Here is an 18,228-nt window from a genome sequence, read left to right on the forward strand (position 1 = left end):
GCTCCTACCAAAAAGCACTGACTCACAGCAGGGGTTTTCAGGCCGTTTCCACGGCCTTTTTTTTCGCCTGGGGATTGATCAATCGCTTATGTTTTTATGGAATAAATAAATGAATAAATAAGATTTATAGATATATAAATCTGCTGATAAGGTCTATCCCATCTTGGCGCCATCGCCGTACAGCGAACCGCCGACACTTGCTCAAGGAATCTCCTGCATGCTGGTCGTAACACTTGGAGGCAGTCCCAGCCAGCGGTCCCGCTCTGGGGTCTTGCTGGATAAAACCCGTCAGTGGCTGCAACAGCAGGGCGTGGAAGTGGTGAGTTACCAGGTACGGGACTTCCCGGCTGAAGACTTGCTGCATGCACGCTTCGACAGCCCCAAGGTCATCGACCTGCTGCAACAAGTCGCCAATGCCGACGGCCTTGTGATTGCCACGCCGGTGTACAAGGCGTCGTTTTCCGGGGCGTTGAAGACCGTACTGGACCTGCTGCCGGAGCGTGCGTTGGCCCATAAGGTGGTGCTGCCGATGGCGACCGGCGGCAGCATCGCCCACATGCTGGCGGTGGACTACGCCCTGAAGCCGGTGCTGTCGGCCCTCAAGGCCCAGGAATTGCTCCACGGTATTTTTGCCGAAGACAGCCAGATCGCCTATGGCGAAGGCAGCGTGCAGGCGCAACTGGTGCCGGTACTCGAACAGCGTCTGCACGAAGCCCTGGAGCAGCTCTACAGCGCCATGGCGCGCCGGCCAAAACCGCTGGACCCTGACGTATTGAATGAACGTTTGTTGAGTGCTCGCTGGAGCATCTGAGCCTCACCCCGAAAAGCTGGAAACACTCACCTTACTCAGCCGAAAACGGCCAAGCAGGTGCAGCCAAAACCCTAATCGCACAGTTGGAGAGAGCGCCATGCGCACTGTCATCTTGCGTCGTGGTCTGGTCGCACTCTTTGCTGCGGCTGTGTCCCTCGGCGCCATCGTTCAAGCCCAAGCCGCCGAGACCTTGCGGATCGGTTATCAGAAGTACGGCACCCTGGTGCTGCTCAAGGCCAAGGGCACCCTGGAAAAACGCCTGGCCGACCAAGGCGTGCAGGTGCAGTGGACCGAGTTTCCCGGTGGCCCGCAATTGCTCGAGGGCCTGAACGTTGGCTCCATCGACTTCGGCGTTACCGGCGAAACCCCACCGGTGTTCGCCCAGGCGGCCGGCGCCGATTTGCTCTACGTCGCCTACGAACCACCCGCGCCTACCAGCGAAGCGATCCTGGTGCCCAAGGACTCGCCGATCAAATCGGTTGCCGAGCTCAAGGGTAAAAAGGTCGTGCTCAACAAAGGCTCCAACGTGCACTACCTGCTAGTGCGTGCCCTGGAAGATGCCGGCCTCAACTACACCGACGTAAAGACCGTGTTCCTGCCCCCCGCCGATGCCCGTGCTGCGTTCGAGCGTGGCAGCGTGGACGCCTGGGTGATCTGGGACCCGTACCAGGCCGCCGCCGAGAAGCAACTACAAGCGCGCACCCTGCGAGACGGCACCGGGATTGCCGACAACCATCAGTTTTACCTGGCCACCAAACCCTATGCCGAACAGCACCCGCAAGTGATCAAGGCGTTGGTGGAAGAGGTGCGTGCGGTAGGCGAATGGTCCAAGGCCAACCCGCAGGAAGTGACTGAGCAGGTCGCCCCACTGCTCGGCCTGCCGGCAGATATCACCCTCACATCGGTGAAACGCCAGGGCTACGGCGCGCTGTTCCTGACCCCGGAAGTGGTCGCCGCCCAGCAGAAAATCGCAGACACCTTCTACCAACTCAAATTGATCCCCAAGCCCTTGAGCATCAAGGACGTGATCTGGACGCCACCCGCCGCGGTTGCCAAAGCGCCGTAATCCGATTTCATTCAGGAGACAACTCCATGAGCCTCAATATTTTCTGGTTCCTGCCCACCCACGGCGACGGTCATTACCTTGGCACCGCCGAAGGCGCCCGCGCTGTCGACCACGGTTACTTGCAACAAGTGGCCCAGGCTGCTGACCGCCTGGGTTTCGGCGGGGTGTTGATCCCTACGGGTCGCTCTTGCGAAGACTCGTGGTTGGTGGCCGCCTCGCTGATCCCCGTGACCCAGCGCTTGAAATTCCTGGTTGCCCTGCGCCCTGGGATCATCTCCCCGACCGTGGCCGCGCGTCAGGCCGCGACCCTGGATCGCCTGTCTGGTGGCCGTGCGCTGTTCAACCTGGTCACCGGTGGCGATCCGGAAGAACTGGCTGGCGACGGATTGTTCTTGAGCCATGAAGAGCGCTACCAGGCGTCGGTGGAATTCACCCGCATCTGGCGCCGTGTGCTGGAAGGCGAGACCGTGGACTACGACGGCGAGCACATCAGCGTCAAAGGCGCAAAATTGCTCTACCCACCGATTCAACAACCACGCCCGCCGCTGTATTTCGGGGGTTCCTCCGAAGCCGCCCAGGACCTGGCGGCCGAACAGGTCGAGATGGTGCTGACCTGGGGCGAACCGCCGGCAGCCGTTGCGGAAAAGATCGCGCAGGTACGCGCCAAGGCTGCAAAACTGGGACGCACGGTGCGCTTTGGCATTCGCTTGCATGTGATCGTGCGCGAAACCAACGACGAAGCCTGGAAAGCCGCCGACAAACTGATCTCCCACCTGGACGACGAGACCATCGCCCGCGCCCAGGCGTCCTTGGCGCGCTTCGATTCGGTGGGCCAGCAACGCATGGCAGCCTTGCACGGCGGTAGCCGTGACAACCTGGAAGTCAGCCCCAACCTGTGGGCCGGCGTCGGCCTGGTACGTGGCGGCGCAGGAACGGCGCTGGTGGGCGATGGCCCAACGGTTGCGGCGCGGGTCAAGGAGTACGCGGACCTGGGTATCGATACCTTTATCTTCTCCGGTTATCCACACCTGGAAGAGTCGTATCGGGTCGCCGAGCTGTTGTTCCCGCACCTGGATATCGAACGTCCCGAGCTGCCAAAAAGCGCCGGCTACGTCAGTCCGTTTGGCGAGATGGTGGCCAACGACATCCTTCCCAAAGCTGCGTCACAGAGCTGAGGCGCCGTTATGGACTTAGAAAAAATCAGCCATCGCGTGGCGCCCTGGGTGCTGCCGATCTTATTGCTGGCGGTGTGGCAGTTGTCGGTGTCGGCGGGTTGGTTGTCGACGCGCATTCTGCCAGCGCCGAGTGCAGTGATCGAAGCCGGGGTGAACCTGGTGGTCAGCGGCGAAATCTGGACGCACCTGGCCATCAGCGGCTGGCGCGCCGGCCTGGGCTTTGTGATCGGAGGCAGCATCGGTCTGGCCCTGGGCTTTATCACCGGCTTGTCGAAGTGGGGCGAGCGCTTGCTCGACAGCTCCGTGCAGATGATCCGCAACGTGCCGCACCTGGCGCTGATTCCGCTGGTGATCCTGTGGTTCGGCATTGATGAGACCGCGAAAATTTTCCTGGTGGCCCTGGGTACCTTGTTCCCGATCTACCTGAACACTTACCACGGCATCCGCAATGTCGACCCGGCACTGGTGGAAATGTCGCGCAGCTATGGCTTGTCCGGTTTCAGCCTGTTCTGGCAAGTGATTCTGCCGGGCGCGCTGCCGTCGATCCTGGTGGGGGTGCGCTTCGCCCTGGGCTTCATGTGGCTGACGCTGATCGTGGCGGAAACCATTTCGGCAAGTTCCGGCATCGGTTACCTCGCGATGAATGCCCGTGAATTCCTGCAAACCGACGTGGTGGTACTGGCCATCGTCATGTACGCCATCCTCGGCAAACTGGCCGACCTGGCAGCCCGTGGGCTGGAACGTGTGTGGCTGCGCTGGCACCCGGCGTATCAAGTCAAAGGAGGTGCAGCATGACGGCCCAACAACCTCCGCGTCTGTTGAAGGGTATCCCACTGGCGGTGCGCAAATTGCGCAAGGCCTTTGGTACCCGCGAAGTGCTCAAAGAGATCGACCTGCATATTCCTGCGGGGCAGTTCGTGGCTGTGGTCGGCCGCAGCGGTTGCGGCAAAAGTACCTTGCTGCGCCTGTTGGCGGGGCTGGACAAAGCCAGTGGCGGCGAGCTGCTGGCCGGCTCCGCGCCACTGCACGAAGCGATTGAAGATACACGGTTGATGTTCCAGGAAGCGCGTTTGCTGCCCTGGAAAAAGATCATCGATAACGTCGGCCTGGGCCTCAAGGGCGACTGGCGGCCCAAAGCGCTGGATGCGCTGGAAGCGGTTGGCCTGGCCGAGCGCGCCAATGAATGGCCGGCGGCGTTGTCCGGTGGCCAGAAACAGCGCGTGGCACTCGCACGGGCGTTGATCCATCAGCCGCGCCTGTTACTGCTCGATGAGCCGCTGGGCGCATTGGATGCCCTGACCCGCATCGAGATGCAGCAACTGATCGAAAACCTGTGGCGCAAGCACGGTTTCACGGTGTTGCTGGTGACCCACGACGTCAGCGAAGCCGTGGCGATTGCCGACCGCGTAATTCTGATTGAAAACGGCGAAATCGGCCTCGACCTGAACATCGATCTGCCACGCCCACGGGCCCGTGGCTCACACCGCCTGGCCGCGCTGGAAGCCGAAGTGCTCAACCGCGTGCTGTCGCTACCCGGTTCCCCACCGGAACCCGAACCTGTTTCACCGCTGCCGACGCAATTGCGTTGGGCTCAATAACTCACACAGGAAAAACACCATGACTATTAAAGCCATCAACGTGCGTAACCAGTTCAAAGGCACCATCAAGGAAATCGTGGTTGGCGACGTGCTGTCGGAAATTGACGTGCAGACCGCGTCCGGCATTGTCACCTCGGTGATCACCACCCGTTCGGTCAAGGAGTTGGAGCTGGTGATCGGCAGTGAAGTGATTGCCTTTGTGAAATCCACTGAGGTGTCGATTGCCAAGTTGTGATAACGCCACTGATCGTTCCCACGCTCTGCGTGGGAATGCCGCCTGGGGCGCTCCGCGTCCCGCTGTGCCAAAGGTGACGCAGAGCGCCACGGGATGTATTCCCACGCAGAGCGTGGGAACGATCAGCGCTTGGGCAGATAGGCCGGCAAATAAAGCCCCACATACGCGTCAAACACCCGCATCCCTTCCTCCGCCATGCGCGGCGTAATCAGCCCATGCTGATGCACCGAGCGCGCGTACACGCGGTCGCTCAACTCCAATGCCAGGGCAAACACGTCCACATCGCTCGGTAGCATTGGCACTTCAAAGTGGCGATTGAACACCGCCAGCATCAAGTCGCCCAATTCCAGATCATGCTGGCGATCGGCCTGGGTCACTTCGGTCAACCCGTGCTGAGCCAGGATCAACTGGCGCGCCGCGGCATCGTTGCTGTAGATGCTGAGCATGCGTTGTTCAACGATGTAGGACAGGTCCCGCCAATGCTTGAGCGATTCATGCTCGATGGGTGCCTGGATGGCGGCGCGAAAGGCTGCGTGAACGTCAGCGGTCAACGCCTCCAGCAACGCCGGCACACTGGCGAAAAAGTGGTACACCGATGACGGTGGTATCTGTGCTCGTTCGGCCACGCTGTAGATCGACAAACTGGCCACACCTTCGGCGGCCAGCAAGGTGCGGGCGGCGTCGAGGATCGCGTCGATCCGGGCCTGGCTGCGGGCGCGGGGTTTGCGAACAGTGGCGGGGCGGGTGGTCATGGATGTCTCCTACAAGGCAGCAGGCATTGTATGAGCAGGAATCTGTGTTGTCTGCCAAGCCGCCTTCGCGAGCAAGCCCGCTCCCACATTTAACTGCATTCCAAAGTTGAAACCCGACCCCTGTGGGAGCGGGCTTGCTCGCGAAGAGGCCAACTCGGTCTACCGGTAGAAACCCATAAAAAAACGCCACTGACCAAAATCAGCGGCGTTCTTTTATTGCAGCAACCGCTTACACGGTATGCAGGTACCAGTTGTACTCAAGGTCGGAGATGGAGTGTTCAAACTCCTCCAACTCACTTTCCTTACAGGCGACGAAGATATCGATGTATTTAGGATCGATGTACTTGGCCATCACCTCGCTGTCGTCCAACTCACGCAGCGCATCGCGCAGGTTGTTCGGCAGGCTCTGCTCGTTCTGCTCGTAGCTGTTGCCTTCCACTGGAGCGTTCGGCTCGATCTTGTTGGTCAGGCCGTGGTGTACGCCCGCCAATACCGAGGCCATCAGCAGGTAAGGGTTGGCATCGGCGCCAGCCACACGGTGTTCGATACGCACGGCATCGGACGAGCCGGTGGGTACGCGAATCGCCACGGTGCGGTTATCCAGGCCCCAGCACGGCGAGTTCGGCACGTAGAACTGTGCGCCGAAACGACGGTAGGAGTTGACGTTGGGGCACAGGAACGCCATTTGGGCGGGTAGGGTCTCCAGCACACCGCCGATCGCGTGACGCAATGCGGCGTTCTGCTCGGGATCCTCGCTGGCAAAGATGTTCTTGCCGTCCTTGTCCAGAATGGAAATGTGTACGTGCAGCCCGTTGCCTGCCTGGCCTGGGTAAGGCTTGGCCATGAACGTGGTGTCCATCTCATGGTCGTAGGCGATGTTCTTGATCAGGCGCTTGAGCAGTACCGCGTAGTCGCAGGCCTTGATCGGGTCGGCGACGTGGTGCAGGTTCACTTCGAACTGCGCCGGGGCACTTTCCTTGACGATGGCATCGGCCGGAATGCCTTGCTCCTTGGCACCTTCCAGAATGTCCTGGAGGCAGTCGACGTATTCGTCGAGGTCGTCGATCAGGTAGACCTGTGTCGAGTGCGGGCGTTTGCCGGAGATCGGCGAGCGGGGCGGTTGTGGGCGGCCGTTCACGTTCTCCTGGTCGATCAGGTAGAACTCAAGCTCGAAAGCGGCGCAGATGGTCAGACCGAGGTCGTCAAACTTGGTGACAACTTGGCGGAGCACTTCGCGCGGATCGGCGAAGAAAGGTTCACCTTCAAGTTCGTGCATGGTCATCAGCAGTTGCGCGGTGGGGCGCTTTTGCCAGGGTTCATTGCACAGGGTGTCGGGGATTGGATAACAGATTCGGTCAGCATCACCGATGTCCAGGCCCAGGCCGGTGCTTTCCACCGTAGAGCCGTTGATATCCAGGGCAAATAAAGAGGCAGGCAGGTTAATGCCCTTCTCGTAAACCTTGTGGAGGCTGGTGCGTTCGATGCGCTTACCGCGCACCACACCATTCATATCCGCAATTAGAAGGTCTACGTACAGAACCTCAGGATGATCCTTAAGGAACGCGTTCGCTTCGTTAAGCTGAACGGCACGCGGGGGTACCGACATGATGCAACACCTTTGTTGTTAAAAATATCAATCATTGATCTTTTCTGGTTTCAGTCAACCCGAACGGCCTGCCGAAGTCAAGCGAGGCATTTTTTGCCCTAAAAAAGCGCCACAAAGCCTTTTTTGCGGGGTTTTGGGGCGATTTTTTGGGTTTGAGGGGCTTGGGACCTGCAGGCTTGAGCGGGCCGTGTAGGATTTTTTACGGGGGTGTTGTGTAAAAAAATGAACAAGGCTAAGCTCGATTCAAACCCATAACAGCAATAATACCGGGGTGCTTCATGTTTCACCTGCCGCCAATCGGCGTCTCTGCCTGCTCCAGCCAGGCGTTGTCCGCAGTTCGTTCGCCCCGCGTGAATGCCCAGGCACCGGCCAATATTCTTGACGGTCCGGCCGATCTCCTTTTTGCCATCTCCGACGCCGCTGAGCGACCCTCATCCGCCGTGCCGATCATAATTGCGCACAACTTTGGCCTGAGGAATGCAACCCATGGGCAAATGGCAGGTAAGCTCCTACCCTGAATGAAAAAACGACGCGGATGCTGCGTCAACCAACGCCTGGCCTTTAATGGATGCCAGGAAACCCAGCCCAGAGGCATTTATGAGTAACAACCTCGACCAGCTCACCGATTGGTTGAAAGACCACAAGATCACAGAAGTCGAATGCATGATTGGCGACCTCACCGGTATTACCCGGGGCAAGATCTCGCCGACCAACAAGTTCATTGCCGAAAAAGGCATGCGCCTGCCCGAGAGTGTTCTGTTGCAGACCGTGACCGGCGACTATGTCGAAGACGACATCTATTACGAATTGCTCGACCCGGCCGACATCGACATGATCTGCCGCCCCGACCAGAACGCGGTATTCCTGGTGCCCTGGGCCATCGAGCCGACCGCCCAGGTGATCCACGACACCTACGACAAGCAAGGCAACCCGATCGAGCTGTCGCCGCGCAACGTGCTCAAGAAAGTCCTCAAACTCTACTCCGACCGCGGCTGGCAGCCCATCGTGGCGCCGGAGATGGAGTTCTACCTGACCAAGCGCTGCGAAGACCCGGACTTCCCGCTGCAACCGCCGATTGGCCGCTCCGGCCGCCCGGAAACCGGTCGCCAGTCCTTCTCTATAGAAGCAGCCAACGAATTCGACCCGCTGTTCGAAGACGTCTACGACTGGTGCGAACTGCAGGAACTGGACCTCGACACCCTGATCCACGAGGACGGCACCGCGCAGATGGAAATCAACTTCCGTCATGGCGACGCCCTGTCCCTGGCCGACCAGATCCTGGTGTTCAAGCGCACCATGCGTGAAGCCGCGCTCAAGCACGACGTGGCCGCCACCTTCATGGCCAAGCCCATGACCGGCGAGCCCGGCAGCGCGATGCACCTGCACCAGAGCATTATCGACATCGCCACCGGCAAGAACGTCTTCTCCAATGAAGACGGGACCATGAGCCAACTGTTCCTCAACCATATTGGCGGCCTGCAGAAATTCATCCCTGAATTGCTGCCTTTATTCGCCCCCAACGTGAACTCGTTCCGCCGCTTCCTGCCCGACACCTCGGCGCCGGTGAACGTGGAATGGGGCGAAGAAAACCGCACCGTCGGCCTGCGCGTACCGGATGCCGGCCCGCAGAATCGCCGCGTGGAAAACCGCCTGCCGGGCGCCGACGCCAACCCGTACCTGGCGATTGCCGCCAGCCTGTTGTGCGGCTACATCGGCATGGTCGAGGGCCATAACCCGAGCGCGCCGGTGGTGGGCCGTGGTTACGAGCGACGCAACCTGCGCCTGCCGTTGACCATCGAAGACGCCCTGGAACGTATGGAAAACAGCAAGACCATCGAGAAATATCTGGGGCAAAAATTCATCACAGGCTACGTCGCGGTCAAGCGGGCCGAGCATGAAAACTTCAAGCGCGTGATCAGTTCGTGGGAGCGGGAATTCCTGCTCTTCGCCGTCTGATGCGCCGGGCGCGCCCTTCAAACGGCGCGCCTTCACTGAAAAGTCTAGGAGATTGGTATGTCCAGCAACAACCCGCAAACCCGTGAATGGCAAGCCTTGAGCAATGATCACCACCTGGCGCCGTTCAGCGACTTCAAGCAATTGAAAGAGAAAGGCCCAAGGATCATCACCAAAGCCCACGGCGTTTACCTGTGGGACAGCGAAGGCAACAAGATCCTCGACGGTATGGCCGGCCTGTGGTGCGTGGCGATCGGTTACGGTCGCGATGAACTGGCCGATGCCGCCGCCAAGCAGATGAAAGAACTGCCGTACTACAACCTGTTCTTCCAGACCGCACACCCGCCGGTATTGGAGTTGGCCAAGGTCATTTCCGATGTCGCGCCGGCTGGCATGAACCACGTGTTCTTCACCGGCTCTGGCTCCGAAGGCAACGACACCATGTTGCGCATGGTCCGCCACTACTGGGCGATCAAGGGCCAGCCCAACAAGAAAACCATCATTGCCCGCAAGAATGGCTACCACGGCTCTACCGTGGCCGGCGCCAGCCTGGGCGGCATGACCTATATGCACGAGCAGGGCGACTTGCCGATCCCGGGCATTACCCACATCGCGCAGCCGTACTGGTTTGGCGAAGGCGGCGACATGAGCCCCGAGGAGTTCGGTGTGTGGGCGGCCAACCAGTTGGAAGAGAAAATCCTGGAGCTGGGCGTGGACAACGTCGGCGCCTTTATTGCCGAGCCGATCCAGGGTGCCGGTGGCGTGATCGTGCCGCCTGCCACGTACTGGCCGCGCATCAAGGAAATCCTCGCCAAGTACGACATCCTGTTTGTCGCCGACGAAGTAATCTGCGGCTTCGGCCGTACCGGTGAGTGGTTCGGTAGCGATTTCTACGACCTCAAGCCGCACATGATGACCATCGCCAAGGGCCTGACCTCGGGCTACGTGCCCATGGGCGGCCTGATCGTGCGTGACGAAGTGGTGGAGGTGCTCAACGAAGGGGGCGATTTCAACCACGGCTTTACCTACTCCGGCCACCCGGTGGCCGCGGCCGTGGCGCTGGAAAACATCCGCATCCTGCGCGATGAAAACATCGTTAACCGTGTGCACGACGAAACGGCACCGTATTTGCAAAAGCGTCTGAGGGAACTGGGCGATCATCCGCTGGTGGGTGAAGTCCGCGGCGTCGGTATGCTCGGTGCGATCGAGCTGGTGCAGGACAAGGCGACGCGCAAGCGTCATGAAGGCAAAGGCGCGGGCATGATCTGCCGAACCTTCTGCTTTGAAAATGGCCTGATCATGCGCGCCGTGGGCGACACTATGATCATTTCGCCGCCACTGGTCATCAGCAAGGCTGAAATCGACGAGCTGGTAACCAAGGCCCGCCATTGCCTGGACCTGACTTTGGCTGCCTTGCAGGGCTAAGTGCTAGGCTCAGTGCGCGGTGCACTGGGCAGTTAAAAATGCAGGGGCTTTGGTTGAAAGCCGGCCCTTGAACTTGCCAGACTGTCGCCCTGTTTTGTTGCCCTTCGGTTGGGCCGTAAAACATACAACGCTTGTGGCCCAAAAAAGAAAAAATTGGAGCATCACCAAATGAAGGCATTAGGTTTGAAGAACGCTGGCAAGACCCTCCTCGCCTTGTCCCTGATGGGTGCAATGGCGGGCGCGGCCCAGGCAGACAATAAAGTGCTGCATGTCTACAACTGGTCCGACTACATTGCACCGGACACCATCGCCAACTTTGAAAAAGAGTCGGGCATCAAAGTGGTGTACGACGTTTTTGACAGCAACGAAACCCTGGAAGCCAAGTTGCTGGCAGGCAAGTCCGGCTACGACATCGTTGTGCCGTCGAACAGCTTCCTCGCCAAGCAGATCAAGGCCGGTGTCTACCAGGAGCTGGACAAGTCCAAGCTGTCCAACTACGACAACCTGAACAAATCCCTGCTCAAGGCCGTATCGGTCAGCGACCCGGACAACAAGCACGCCTTCCCGTACATGTGGGGCTCGATGGGCATCGGCTACAACCCGGAGAAGGTCAAGGCCGCACTGGGCGTGGACAAGATCGACTCCTGGGACGTACTGATGAAGCCGGAAAACATCGCCAAGCTGAAAAGCTGCGGCGTGAGCTTCCTCGATTCGCCAACCGAAATGCTGCCGGTAGCGCTGCATTACCTGGGCCTGCCGACCGACACTACGAAGAAGGCTGATCTGAAACAGGCCGAAGACCTGTTCATGAAAATCCGTCCTTCGATCGGCTACTTCCACTCCTCCAAGTACATCTCCGACCTGGCCAACGGCAACATCTGCGTGGCTGTGGGCTACTCGGGTGACATCGAGCAGGCCAAAACCCGCGCGGCTGAAGCCGGTGGCAAGGTCAAGATCGCCTACGACATTCCCAAGGAAGGTGCTGGCAGCTTCTTCGACATGGTCGCCATTCCCAAGGATGCCGAAAACGTCGAGGCTGCCTACGCATTCATGAACTACCTGCTCAAGCCAGACGTCATGGCCGCGATCACCAACAGTGTGCGTTTCCCGAACGGTAACGAGAAAGCCACTGCCCTGGTCGATAAAGACATCACCAGCGACCCGGGTATTTATCCGTCGGCCGAAGTGCAATCCAAGCTCTACGCCATTGCCGACATGCCGGCGGCAACTCAGCGTGAAATGACCCGTAGCTGGACCAAGATCAAGTCCGGTAAATAACGCACAAACCTGTAGGAGCGAGCTCGCTCGCGAAAATCGTCAACGATAACGCGGGGCCTCTGATAGCCCGCGATGCCTGTGAGTTCTTCGCGAGCAAGCTCGCTCCTACAAACAGTGGCAGCCGTACAGAAAATAAATGACAGAAAGTTTTGCCGGATCGGTTTATCGACGGTAAGTTGCGCGCCGGTTTTGTTGCCGGGCAACAACTTCAAGGCCCCCAACTATTCAAGAGGACCTCCACTTGCCAATTTCTTTATTTCGCAAAGCCATGCTGGTGGGTGCAGGTATCACGCTGGCTGCCAGCGTACAGGCCGCACCGACGGTGCATATTTATAACTGGTCGGACTACATCGGCCCCGACACCCTGGCCAACTTCGAAAAGGCCAGCGGCATCAAGCCTGTGTATGACGTGTTTGACTCCAACGAAACCCTGGAAGGCAAGTTGCTCGCCGGGCGTACCGGCTACGACGTCGTGGTGCCGTCCAACCATTTCCTGGGCAAGCAGATCAAGGCTGGAGCGTTCCAGAAGCTCGACAAGTCACTGCTGACAAACTACGCCAACCTCGACCCGGTGCTGCTCAAGCGCCTGGAAAAGAACGACCCGGGCAACCAGTACGCGGTGCCGTACCTGTGGGGCACCAACGGCATTGGCTACAACGTCGATAAGGTCAAGGAAGTGCTGGGTGTCGACAAGATCGACTCCTGGGCGGTGTTGTTCGAACCGGAAAACATGAAGAAGTTGGCCACTTGCGGCGTGTCGTTCATGGACTCGGCCGATGAAATGCTACCGGCGGTACTCAACTATATGGGCCTGGACCCCAACAGCACCAACCCGGCCGACTACAAGAAAGCCGAGGAAAAACTGCTGAAAGTGCGGCCCTACGTGACCTACTTCCATTCCTCCAAATACATCTCGGACCTGGCCAACGGCAACATCTGCGTGGCGGCCGGTTTCTCCGGCGATGTGTTCCAGGCCAAGGCCCGTGCGGCGGAGGCGGGCAAAGGCGTGAACATCGCCTACACGATTCCCAAAGAAGGCGGCAACCTGTGGTTCGACGTGCTGGCGATTCCCAAGGATGCCAGCAACGTCAAGGAAGCTCACGCCTTCATCAACTATTTGCTGCAGCCTGAGGTGATCGCTCAGGTCAGCGATCAAGTCGGTTACGCCAACCCTAACCCAGGGGCGGACAAACTGATGGAGCAATCGATACGCACCGACGAAGCGGTTTACCCACCGCAGGCGGTTCTCGAGCGGACATTCGTCAACTTTGAGCTACCCCCGAAAGTGCAGCGTTTAATGACCCGTAGCTGGACCAAGGTCAAGACGGGCAAGTAAGGCTAAAACTATCCAAGGCTGGCCCGCATTGGGCCGGCTGCACAGTTTTTTTTGGGAGTTTCGTAAATGGCAGTTGCCTCCGGCGCCTATAAGAAAGCCCTCGAGGGCGACCAGACACCGAAAAAGGTGCTGGTCAAAATCGACCGGGTCACGAAGAAGTTCGACGAGACGATTGCCGTGGACGATGTGTCCCTGGAAATCAAGAAAGGCGAGATCTTCGCCTTGCTCGGCGGTTCGGGTTCGGGCAAATCCACCTTGCTGCGCATGCTTGCAGGTTTCGAGCGCCCAACCGAAGGTCGCATCTACCTCGACGGTGTGGACATCACCGACATGCCGCCCTACGAGCGGCCGATCAACATGATGTTCCAGTCCTACGCTTTGTTCCCGCACATGACCGTGGCGCAGAACATCGCCTTCGGCTTGCAACAGGACAAGATCCCCAAGGCTGAAGTCGACGCACGCGTGGCCGAGATGCTCAAGCTGGTGCAGATGAGCCAGTACGCCAAGCGCAAGCCGCACCAATTGTCCGGCGGCCAGCGCCAGCGTGTGGCCTTGGCCCGCTCCTTGGCCAAGCGCCCGAAGCTGCTGCTGCTCGATGAGCCGATGGGCGCACTGGACAAGAAGCTGCGCTCGCAGATGCAACTGGAGTTGGTGGAGATCATCGAGCGCGTTGGGGTGACCTGCGTGATGGTGACTCACGACCAGGAAGAAGCCATGACCATGGCCGAACGCATCGCGATCATGCACCTGGGCTGGATCGCCCAGATCGGCAGCCCCATCGATATCTACGAAACCCCTACCAGCCGCCTGGTGTGCGAGTTCATCGGCAACGTCAACATCTTCGACACCCAGGTGGTGGACGACGCCGAAGGCCACGCGGTGCTCAAGTGCCCGGACCTGGACCGCGACATCTACGTAGGCTACGGCATCGCCACCTCGGTGGAAGACAAGTCGGTGACCTACGCGATTCGCCCGGAAAAACTGCTGGTCACCACCGAAATGCCGACCTGCGAACACAACTGGTCCAGCGGCAAGGTGCACGACATCGCCTACCTGGGAGGCCACTCGGTGTTCTACGTGGAGCTGCCGAGCGGCAAGCTGGTGCAGTCTTTCGTCGCCAACGCCGAACGCCGTGGCCAGCGCCCAACCTGGGGTGACCAGGTGTACGTGTGGTGGGAAGACGACAGCGGCGTGGTACTTCGCTCATGAACATGAAGAAATTCAAGCGGCGCTTGGATCGCATCGTGCCCAATGGCAAGCAGGTGGTCATCGGGATTCCCTTCCTCTGGCTGTTCCTGTTTTTCGCACTGCCGTTTTTCATCGTGCTGAAAATCAGCTTTGCCGAAGCCGATGTGGCGATCCCGCCCTATACCGAGATCTATACCTACGTTGAGCAAAAGCTGGAGGTGGTGCTGAACCTGGCCAACTACAGCTTGCTGGCGGGCGACGAGTTGTACATCGCCGCCTACCTGGGCTCGCTGAAGATGGCGTTTTTCAGCACGCTGCTGTGCCTGCTGATCGGCTACCCGATGGCCTACGCCATTGCCACCGCGCGCAAAGAGATGCAGACCGTGCTGGTGCTGCTGATCATGATGCCCACCTGGACCGCGATCCTGATCCGGGTGTATGCGTGGATGGGCATCCTCAGCAACAACGGCCTGCTCAATGGCTTCCTGATGTCCATGGGCTTGATCAACGAGCCGCTGCAGATCCTCAACACCAACATCGCGGTGTACATCGGCGTGGTCTATTCGTACCTGCCGTTCATGATCCTGCCCCTGTACGCCAACCTGGTGAAGCACGACCAGAGTCTGCTGGAAGCCGCTTCGGACCTCGGTTCGAGCACCTTCAACAGCTTCTGGAAAATCACCGTGCCGCTGTCCAAGAACGGCATCATCGCCGGTTGCATGCTGGTGTTTATCCCGGTGGTGGGCGAGTTCGTGATTCCTGAACTGCTCGGCGGCCCGGAAACCCTGATGATCGGTAAGGTGTTGTGGCAAGAGTTCTTCAACAACCGTGACTGGCCGGTGGCGTCTGCCCTGGCGGTGGTGATGCTGGCGATCCTGATCGTGCCGATCATCCTGTTCAACCGCAGCCAAGCCAAAGAGCTGGAGGGCAAGATATGAAGCGCTTTCGTTTCTCCAGCTTCATGCTGGTCGCAGGCTTGTTGTTCATCTACCTGCCGATGTTGATCCTGGTGATCTACTCGTTCAACGAATCCAAGCTGGTGACAGTGTGGGGCGGTTGGTCGATCAAGTGGTACGTGGGCCTGTTGGACAACACCCAGTTGATGGGCTCGGTGGCCCGCTCCCTGGAAATTGCCTGCTACACGGCGGTGGCGGCTGTAGCGTTGGGTACCCTGGCGGCCTTCGTGCTGACGCGCATCAGCCAGTTCAAGGGCCGCACGCTGTTCGGTGGCCTGGTGACGGCGCCGTTGGTGATGCCGGAAGTGATCACCGGCCTGTCGCTGTTGCTGCTGTTCGTGGCCATGGCGCAGATGATCGGCTGGCCCCAGGAGCGTGGCATCGTCACCATCTGGATCGCCCACACCACCTTCTGTGCGGCGTATGTGGCGGTGGTGGTGTCGGCGCGCTTGCGTGAGCTGGACCTGTCGATCGAAGAAGCGGCGATGGACCTGGGCGCGCGGCCGTGGAAGGTGTTCTTCCTGATCACCATCCCGATGATCGCGCCATCGCTGGCAGCGGGCGGCATGATGTCGTTCGCGCTATCGCTGGACGATCTGGTACTGGCCAGCTTCGTGTCGGGCCCCGGTTCCACCACCTTGCCGATGGAAGTGTTCTCGGCGGTGCGTCTGGGGGTTAAACCCGAGATCAACGCCGTGGCGAGCCTGATTCTGTTGGCGGTGTCGCTGGTGACCTTCCTGGTGTGGTTCTTCAGCCGTCGGGCCGAAGAGCATCGCAAGAAGGCTATTCAGCAAGCGATTGAAGAAGCCGCGGCGGATGGCTGGCAACAGCCGGACAAGCGCCGGGCGCCAGCGCCGGTCTGACTGCCGACGCGATCCACTGTAGGAGCGAGCTTGCTCGCGAAGAACGTTAACGATGACGCTGGGTACCTGACACCCAGCGGCGCTCTCAGGTTTTTCGCGAGCAAGCTCGCTCCTACAGTGGGGTTTAGCTATGCAGCCCACGGCGACGTGCGGATCACCTGCACAAAATTCATCGGCTTGAACCCCGGCTCCTGGTCCACCAGCACGTCGGTCTTAACATTTCCAAACGTGGTCTGCGGGCGATGGCGCAAACCGTCGGCGAACGCGCAGATAATGCACTCCTTGAACCCTTCACCCCGTGGATGCGCGTGCACCACCGCTTCGCGCTGCACCGTGGAAAATGCGGCGTAGTCCATGCCCAACACGTCCATTTCCACCCCGGCGGTTACCAGTGCTACGGTGGGGCGCAGGTGTTGCGGCACACCCGGCGTGGTGTGCAGGGCGATGGACAGCCACACTTGTTCGATATCGTCATCGCTCAACCCATAGGGCTTGAGAAATGCGGCGGCGGCGTTGGCGCCGTCCACTTCAAAGCGCTCGTCGTCACTGCGGTGGCCTTCCACCAGGCCCAGGTCATGGAACATCGCGCCGACGTAGAGCAACTCCGGGTTGTAGGCCAATTGCTTGCGCTCACCGCTCAAGGCGCCGAACAGGAAGACGCGGCGCGAATGGTGGTAGAGCAGGTCCGATTCGACGTCGCGGATGTATTCGGTGGTGGCCCTGGCCAAGGCGCTATCAGGGATCTGAATACCGGCTATGGTGATGCTCATGGTGGATCTCCTCTGGAAAGACTTCAGTCTGGTCCCATGACCCTGAAGCGGCTATTGCGACAGGGAGGCGATCCCGGCCAATGTGCCGCCACATCGTGCCAAGCATGTAGGCGATCCCCTGTGGGAGCTGGCTTGCCTGCGATAGCATCACCTCGGTGTACCTGAGGTACCGAGTCGTCTGCATCGCAGGCAAGCCAGCTCCCACAAGGGGGTCGCGTTTATCCAGTTGGAAAAAGGTGTTTGTGACCATGGGCAAAACCGTCGCCATCCTGATCTTCCCCGGTGTCCAGTCGCTGGACGTGAGCGGGCCGATGGATGTGTTCTGCGAGGCCAACCGCTTCCTGGCGCCCGAGGATCACTATCGGCTGGAAGTACTCGGCTTTGGCCACGGCGCCATGGCGGCGTCCAACGGTTTGTCACTGCAGGCGCACAAGCACTACAGCGAAGCCCGGCAACCCTATGACCTGTTGCTGGTCGCCGGTGGCCCGCAGTTACCCTTCGAGGATTTCGGCTTCGAGTTTGACGCTTGGCTGCGCGCGGCCGCCGCGAAGGCGCAGCGCTTCGGCTCGATCTGCAATGGCGCCTTCATGCTGGCCCGTGCAGGTCTGCTGGACGGCAAGACCGTCACTACCCATTGGAACGATGCCGCCAGCCTGGCGCGCCTGTGTCCCTCGGCCCAGGTCGAAGCCGACCTTCTCTATGTGCAGGACGGCAAGCTCTACACCTCCGCTGGGGTCACGGCAGGTATCGACCTGTCGTTGTACTTGCTGGCCCAGGATCACGGCCCGGAAGTGGCCCTGAGCGTGGCCAAGCGCCTGGTGGTGTTCACCCAGCGCTCGGGCGGGCAATCGCAGTTCAGCCCGTTCCTCACGCCCCATGCCGAAACCACCTCGGCGGTGGCGCTGGTGCAGTTGTACGTGCTGGCCAACCTGACGGGAGACTTGACCATTGCCGACCTGGCCAAGGCGGCCAATATGAGTGCGCGTAATTTCTCCCGGGTGTTCGCCCGTGAAGCGCGGATTACGCCGGCGGAATTTGTCGAGAGGGCGCGCGTGGATGCGGCACGGGTGATGCTTGAAAGCAGCCACGCACCGCTTAAAACCGTGGCCTATCAATGCGGCTTTCGCGACGCCCAGCACATGCGCAGTGTGTTCAACCGCCGGCTGGGCGTCACGCCGCAACAGTTCAGGCTTAACTTTGCGGCGCCGGTTTGAGC

General features: G+C 59.8%; 17 protein-coding genes and 1 pseudogene. 15 read left to right on the forward strand and 3 right to left on the reverse strand.

Annotated features, from left to right (window positions below):
- The first annotated feature begins 217 nt into the window (after positions 1 to 217).
- The 6 genes from ssuE (at position 218) to HU730_RS22950 (ending at position 4,885) form a co-directional block, all read left to right on the forward strand.
- Positions 218 to 811 (forward strand): NADPH-dependent FMN reductase, encoded by a 594-nt coding sequence (ssuE, locus tag HU730_RS22925; protein WP_014720392.1) that lies wholly within the window; start codon positions 218 to 220, stop codon positions 809 to 811.
- A 97-nt stretch (positions 812 to 908) separates the two neighbouring features.
- A complete protein-coding gene (locus HU730_RS22930; protein ID WP_072445610.1) occupies positions 909 to 1,877 on the forward strand; it encodes a sulfonate ABC transporter substrate-binding protein in 969 nt (322 codons plus the stop codon).
- 26 nt (positions 1,878 to 1,903) lie between these two features.
- On the forward strand, positions 1,904 to 3,052 hold the full coding sequence (gene ssuD / locus HU730_RS22935) for an FMNH2-dependent alkanesulfonate monooxygenase (RefSeq protein ID WP_003195260.1): 1,149 nt from the start codon (positions 1,904 to 1,906) through the stop codon (positions 3,050 to 3,052).
- A gap of 9 nt (positions 3,053 to 3,061) precedes the next feature.
- The gene (gene ssuC, locus HU730_RS22940; RefSeq protein ID WP_003195258.1) at positions 3,062 to 3,847 is read left to right on the forward strand and encodes an aliphatic sulfonate ABC transporter permease SsuC; all 786 of its coding nucleotides are present in this window, start codon (positions 3,062 to 3,064) and stop codon (positions 3,845 to 3,847) included.
- Complete coding sequence (ssuB, locus tag HU730_RS22945; RefSeq protein WP_032902254.1) at positions 3,844 to 4,650, forward strand: aliphatic sulfonates ABC transporter ATP-binding protein; 807 nt, start codon at positions 3,844 to 3,846, stop codon at positions 4,648 to 4,650. The genes ssuC and ssuB overlap by 4 nt, the downstream gene beginning before the upstream one ends.
- 19 nt (positions 4,651 to 4,669) lie before the next feature.
- Entirely contained in the window at positions 4,670 to 4,885 is a 216-nt protein-coding gene (locus tag HU730_RS22950; RefSeq protein ID WP_003176783.1) for a TOBE domain-containing protein, read from the forward strand.
- A gap of 122 nt (positions 4,886 to 5,007) precedes the next feature.
- Here the strand turns inward: HU730_RS22950 and HU730_RS22955 are convergent, their stop codons facing one another.
- Together HU730_RS22955 and HU730_RS22960 are read right to left on the reverse strand one after the other, a co-directional pair.
- On the reverse strand, positions 5,008 to 5,637 hold the full coding sequence (locus HU730_RS22955; RefSeq protein WP_186527849.1) for a TetR/AcrR family transcriptional regulator: 630 nt from the start codon (positions 5,635 to 5,637) through the stop codon (positions 5,008 to 5,010).
- A 229-nt stretch (positions 5,638 to 5,866) separates the two neighbouring features.
- Positions 5,867 to 7,243 carry a glutamine synthetase family protein gene (locus tag HU730_RS22960; protein ID WP_003195252.1) on the reverse strand — a complete coding sequence of 459 codons (1,377 nt, stop codon included), beginning with the start codon at positions 7,241 to 7,243 and terminating at the stop codon, positions 5,867 to 5,869.
- Positions 7,244 to 7,840: 597 nt separating this feature from the next.
- On the opposite strand from HU730_RS22960, the gene HU730_RS22965 reads away from it, so the two are divergent.
- The 8 genes and pseudogenes from HU730_RS22965 to HU730_RS26845 all read left to right on the forward strand — a co-directional run.
- Positions 7,841 to 9,199 (forward strand): glutamine synthetase family protein, encoded by a 1,359-nt coding sequence (locus HU730_RS22965; RefSeq protein ID WP_003195249.1) that lies wholly within the window; start codon positions 7,841 to 7,843, stop codon positions 9,197 to 9,199.
- 57 nt (positions 9,200 to 9,256) lie between these two features.
- Positions 9,257 to 10,621, forward strand: a complete 1,365-nt coding sequence (locus tag HU730_RS22970; RefSeq protein WP_127880376.1) for an aspartate aminotransferase family protein — start codon at positions 9,257 to 9,259, stop codon at positions 10,619 to 10,621.
- Between the two features lie 183 nt (positions 10,622 to 10,804).
- Positions 10,805 to 11,899, forward strand: a complete 1,095-nt coding sequence (locus HU730_RS22975) for a polyamine ABC transporter substrate-binding protein (RefSeq protein ID WP_034129075.1) — start codon at positions 10,805 to 10,807, stop codon at positions 11,897 to 11,899.
- A 241-nt stretch (positions 11,900 to 12,140) separates the two neighbouring features.
- Complete coding sequence (locus HU730_RS22980) at positions 12,141 to 13,235, forward strand: polyamine ABC transporter substrate-binding protein (RefSeq protein WP_034128995.1); 1,095 nt, start codon at positions 12,141 to 12,143, stop codon at positions 13,233 to 13,235.
- Positions 13,236 to 13,301: 66 nt separating this feature from the next.
- Complete coding sequence (gene potA, locus HU730_RS22985) at positions 13,302 to 14,444, forward strand: polyamine ABC transporter ATP-binding protein (protein ID WP_003195240.1); 1,143 nt, start codon at positions 13,302 to 13,304, stop codon at positions 14,442 to 14,444.
- Positions 14,441 to 15,361, forward strand: a complete 921-nt coding sequence (locus tag HU730_RS22990) for an ABC transporter permease subunit (protein ID WP_003195238.1) — start codon at positions 14,441 to 14,443, stop codon at positions 15,359 to 15,361. The genes potA and HU730_RS22990 overlap by 4 nt, the downstream gene beginning before the upstream one ends.
- Entirely contained in the window at positions 15,358 to 16,242 is an 885-nt protein-coding gene (locus tag HU730_RS22995) for an ABC transporter permease subunit (RefSeq protein ID WP_003195236.1), read from the forward strand. The genes HU730_RS22990 and HU730_RS22995 overlap by 4 nt, the downstream gene beginning before the upstream one ends.
- Positions 16,243 to 16,362 (forward strand): annotated as a pseudogene (locus HU730_RS26845) (outer membrane lipoprotein carrier protein LolA); the annotation flags it as partial.
- Positions 16,363 to 16,370: 8 nt separating this feature from the next.
- On the opposite strand, the gene HU730_RS23000 reads toward HU730_RS26845, so the two are convergent.
- Entirely contained in the window at positions 16,371 to 17,012 is a 642-nt protein-coding gene (locus tag HU730_RS23000; RefSeq protein ID WP_186527848.1) for an HD domain-containing protein, read from the reverse strand.
- Between the two features lie 248 nt (positions 17,013 to 17,260).
- On the opposite strand from HU730_RS23000, the gene HU730_RS23005 reads away from it, so the two are divergent.
- On the forward strand, positions 17,261 to 18,226 hold the full coding sequence (locus HU730_RS23005) for a GlxA family transcriptional regulator (protein ID WP_186527847.1): 966 nt from the start codon (positions 17,261 to 17,263) through the stop codon (positions 18,224 to 18,226).
- The last annotated feature ends 2 nt before the right edge of the window (positions 18,227 to 18,228 follow it).

The sequence above is a fragment of the Pseudomonas sp. SWRI22 genome, assembly GCF_014268395.2.
GTDB lineage: Bacteria > Pseudomonadota > Gammaproteobacteria > Pseudomonadales > Pseudomonadaceae > Aquipseudomonas > Aquipseudomonas paracarnis.

Coding starts and splice junctions, on each gene's coding strand:
- ssuE (WP_014720392.1), top strand. CDS start 218: ATGCTGGTCGTAACACTTGGAGGCAGTCCCAGCCAGCGGTCCCGCTCT.
- HU730_RS22950 (WP_003176783.1), top strand. CDS start 4,670: ATGACTATTAAAGCCATCAACGTGCGTAACCAGTTCAAAGGCACCATC.
- HU730_RS22970 (WP_127880376.1), top strand. CDS start 9,257: ATGTCCAGCAACAACCCGCAAACCCGTGAATGGCAAGCCTTGAGCAAT.
- ssuC (WP_003195258.1), top strand. CDS start 3,062: ATGGACTTAGAAAAAATCAGCCATCGCGTGGCGCCCTGGGTGCTGCCG.
- HU730_RS22965 (WP_003195249.1), top strand. CDS start 7,841: ATGAGTAACAACCTCGACCAGCTCACCGATTGGTTGAAAGACCACAAG.
- potA (WP_003195240.1), top strand. CDS start 13,302: ATGGCAGTTGCCTCCGGCGCCTATAAGAAAGCCCTCGAGGGCGACCAG.
- ssuB (WP_032902254.1), top strand. CDS start 3,844: ATGACGGCCCAACAACCTCCGCGTCTGTTGAAGGGTATCCCACTGGCG.
- HU730_RS22960 (WP_003195252.1), bottom strand. CDS start 7,243: ATGTCGGTACCCCCGCGTGCCGTTCAGCTTAACGAAGCGAACGCGTTC.
- HU730_RS23000 (WP_186527848.1), bottom strand. CDS start 17,012: ATGAGCATCACCATAGCCGGTATTCAGATCCCTGATAGCGCCTTGGCC.
- HU730_RS22990 (WP_003195238.1), top strand. CDS start 14,441: ATGAACATGAAGAAATTCAAGCGGCGCTTGGATCGCATCGTGCCCAAT.
- ssuD (WP_003195260.1), top strand. CDS start 1,904: ATGAGCCTCAATATTTTCTGGTTCCTGCCCACCCACGGCGACGGTCAT.
- HU730_RS23005 (WP_186527847.1), top strand. CDS start 17,261: ATGGGCAAAACCGTCGCCATCCTGATCTTCCCCGGTGTCCAGTCGCTG.
- HU730_RS22930 (WP_072445610.1), top strand. CDS start 909: ATGCGCACTGTCATCTTGCGTCGTGGTCTGGTCGCACTCTTTGCTGCG.
- HU730_RS22955 (WP_186527849.1), bottom strand. CDS start 5,637: ATGACCACCCGCCCCGCCACTGTTCGCAAACCCCGCGCCCGCAGCCAG.
- HU730_RS22995 (WP_003195236.1), top strand. CDS start 15,358: ATGAAGCGCTTTCGTTTCTCCAGCTTCATGCTGGTCGCAGGCTTGTTG.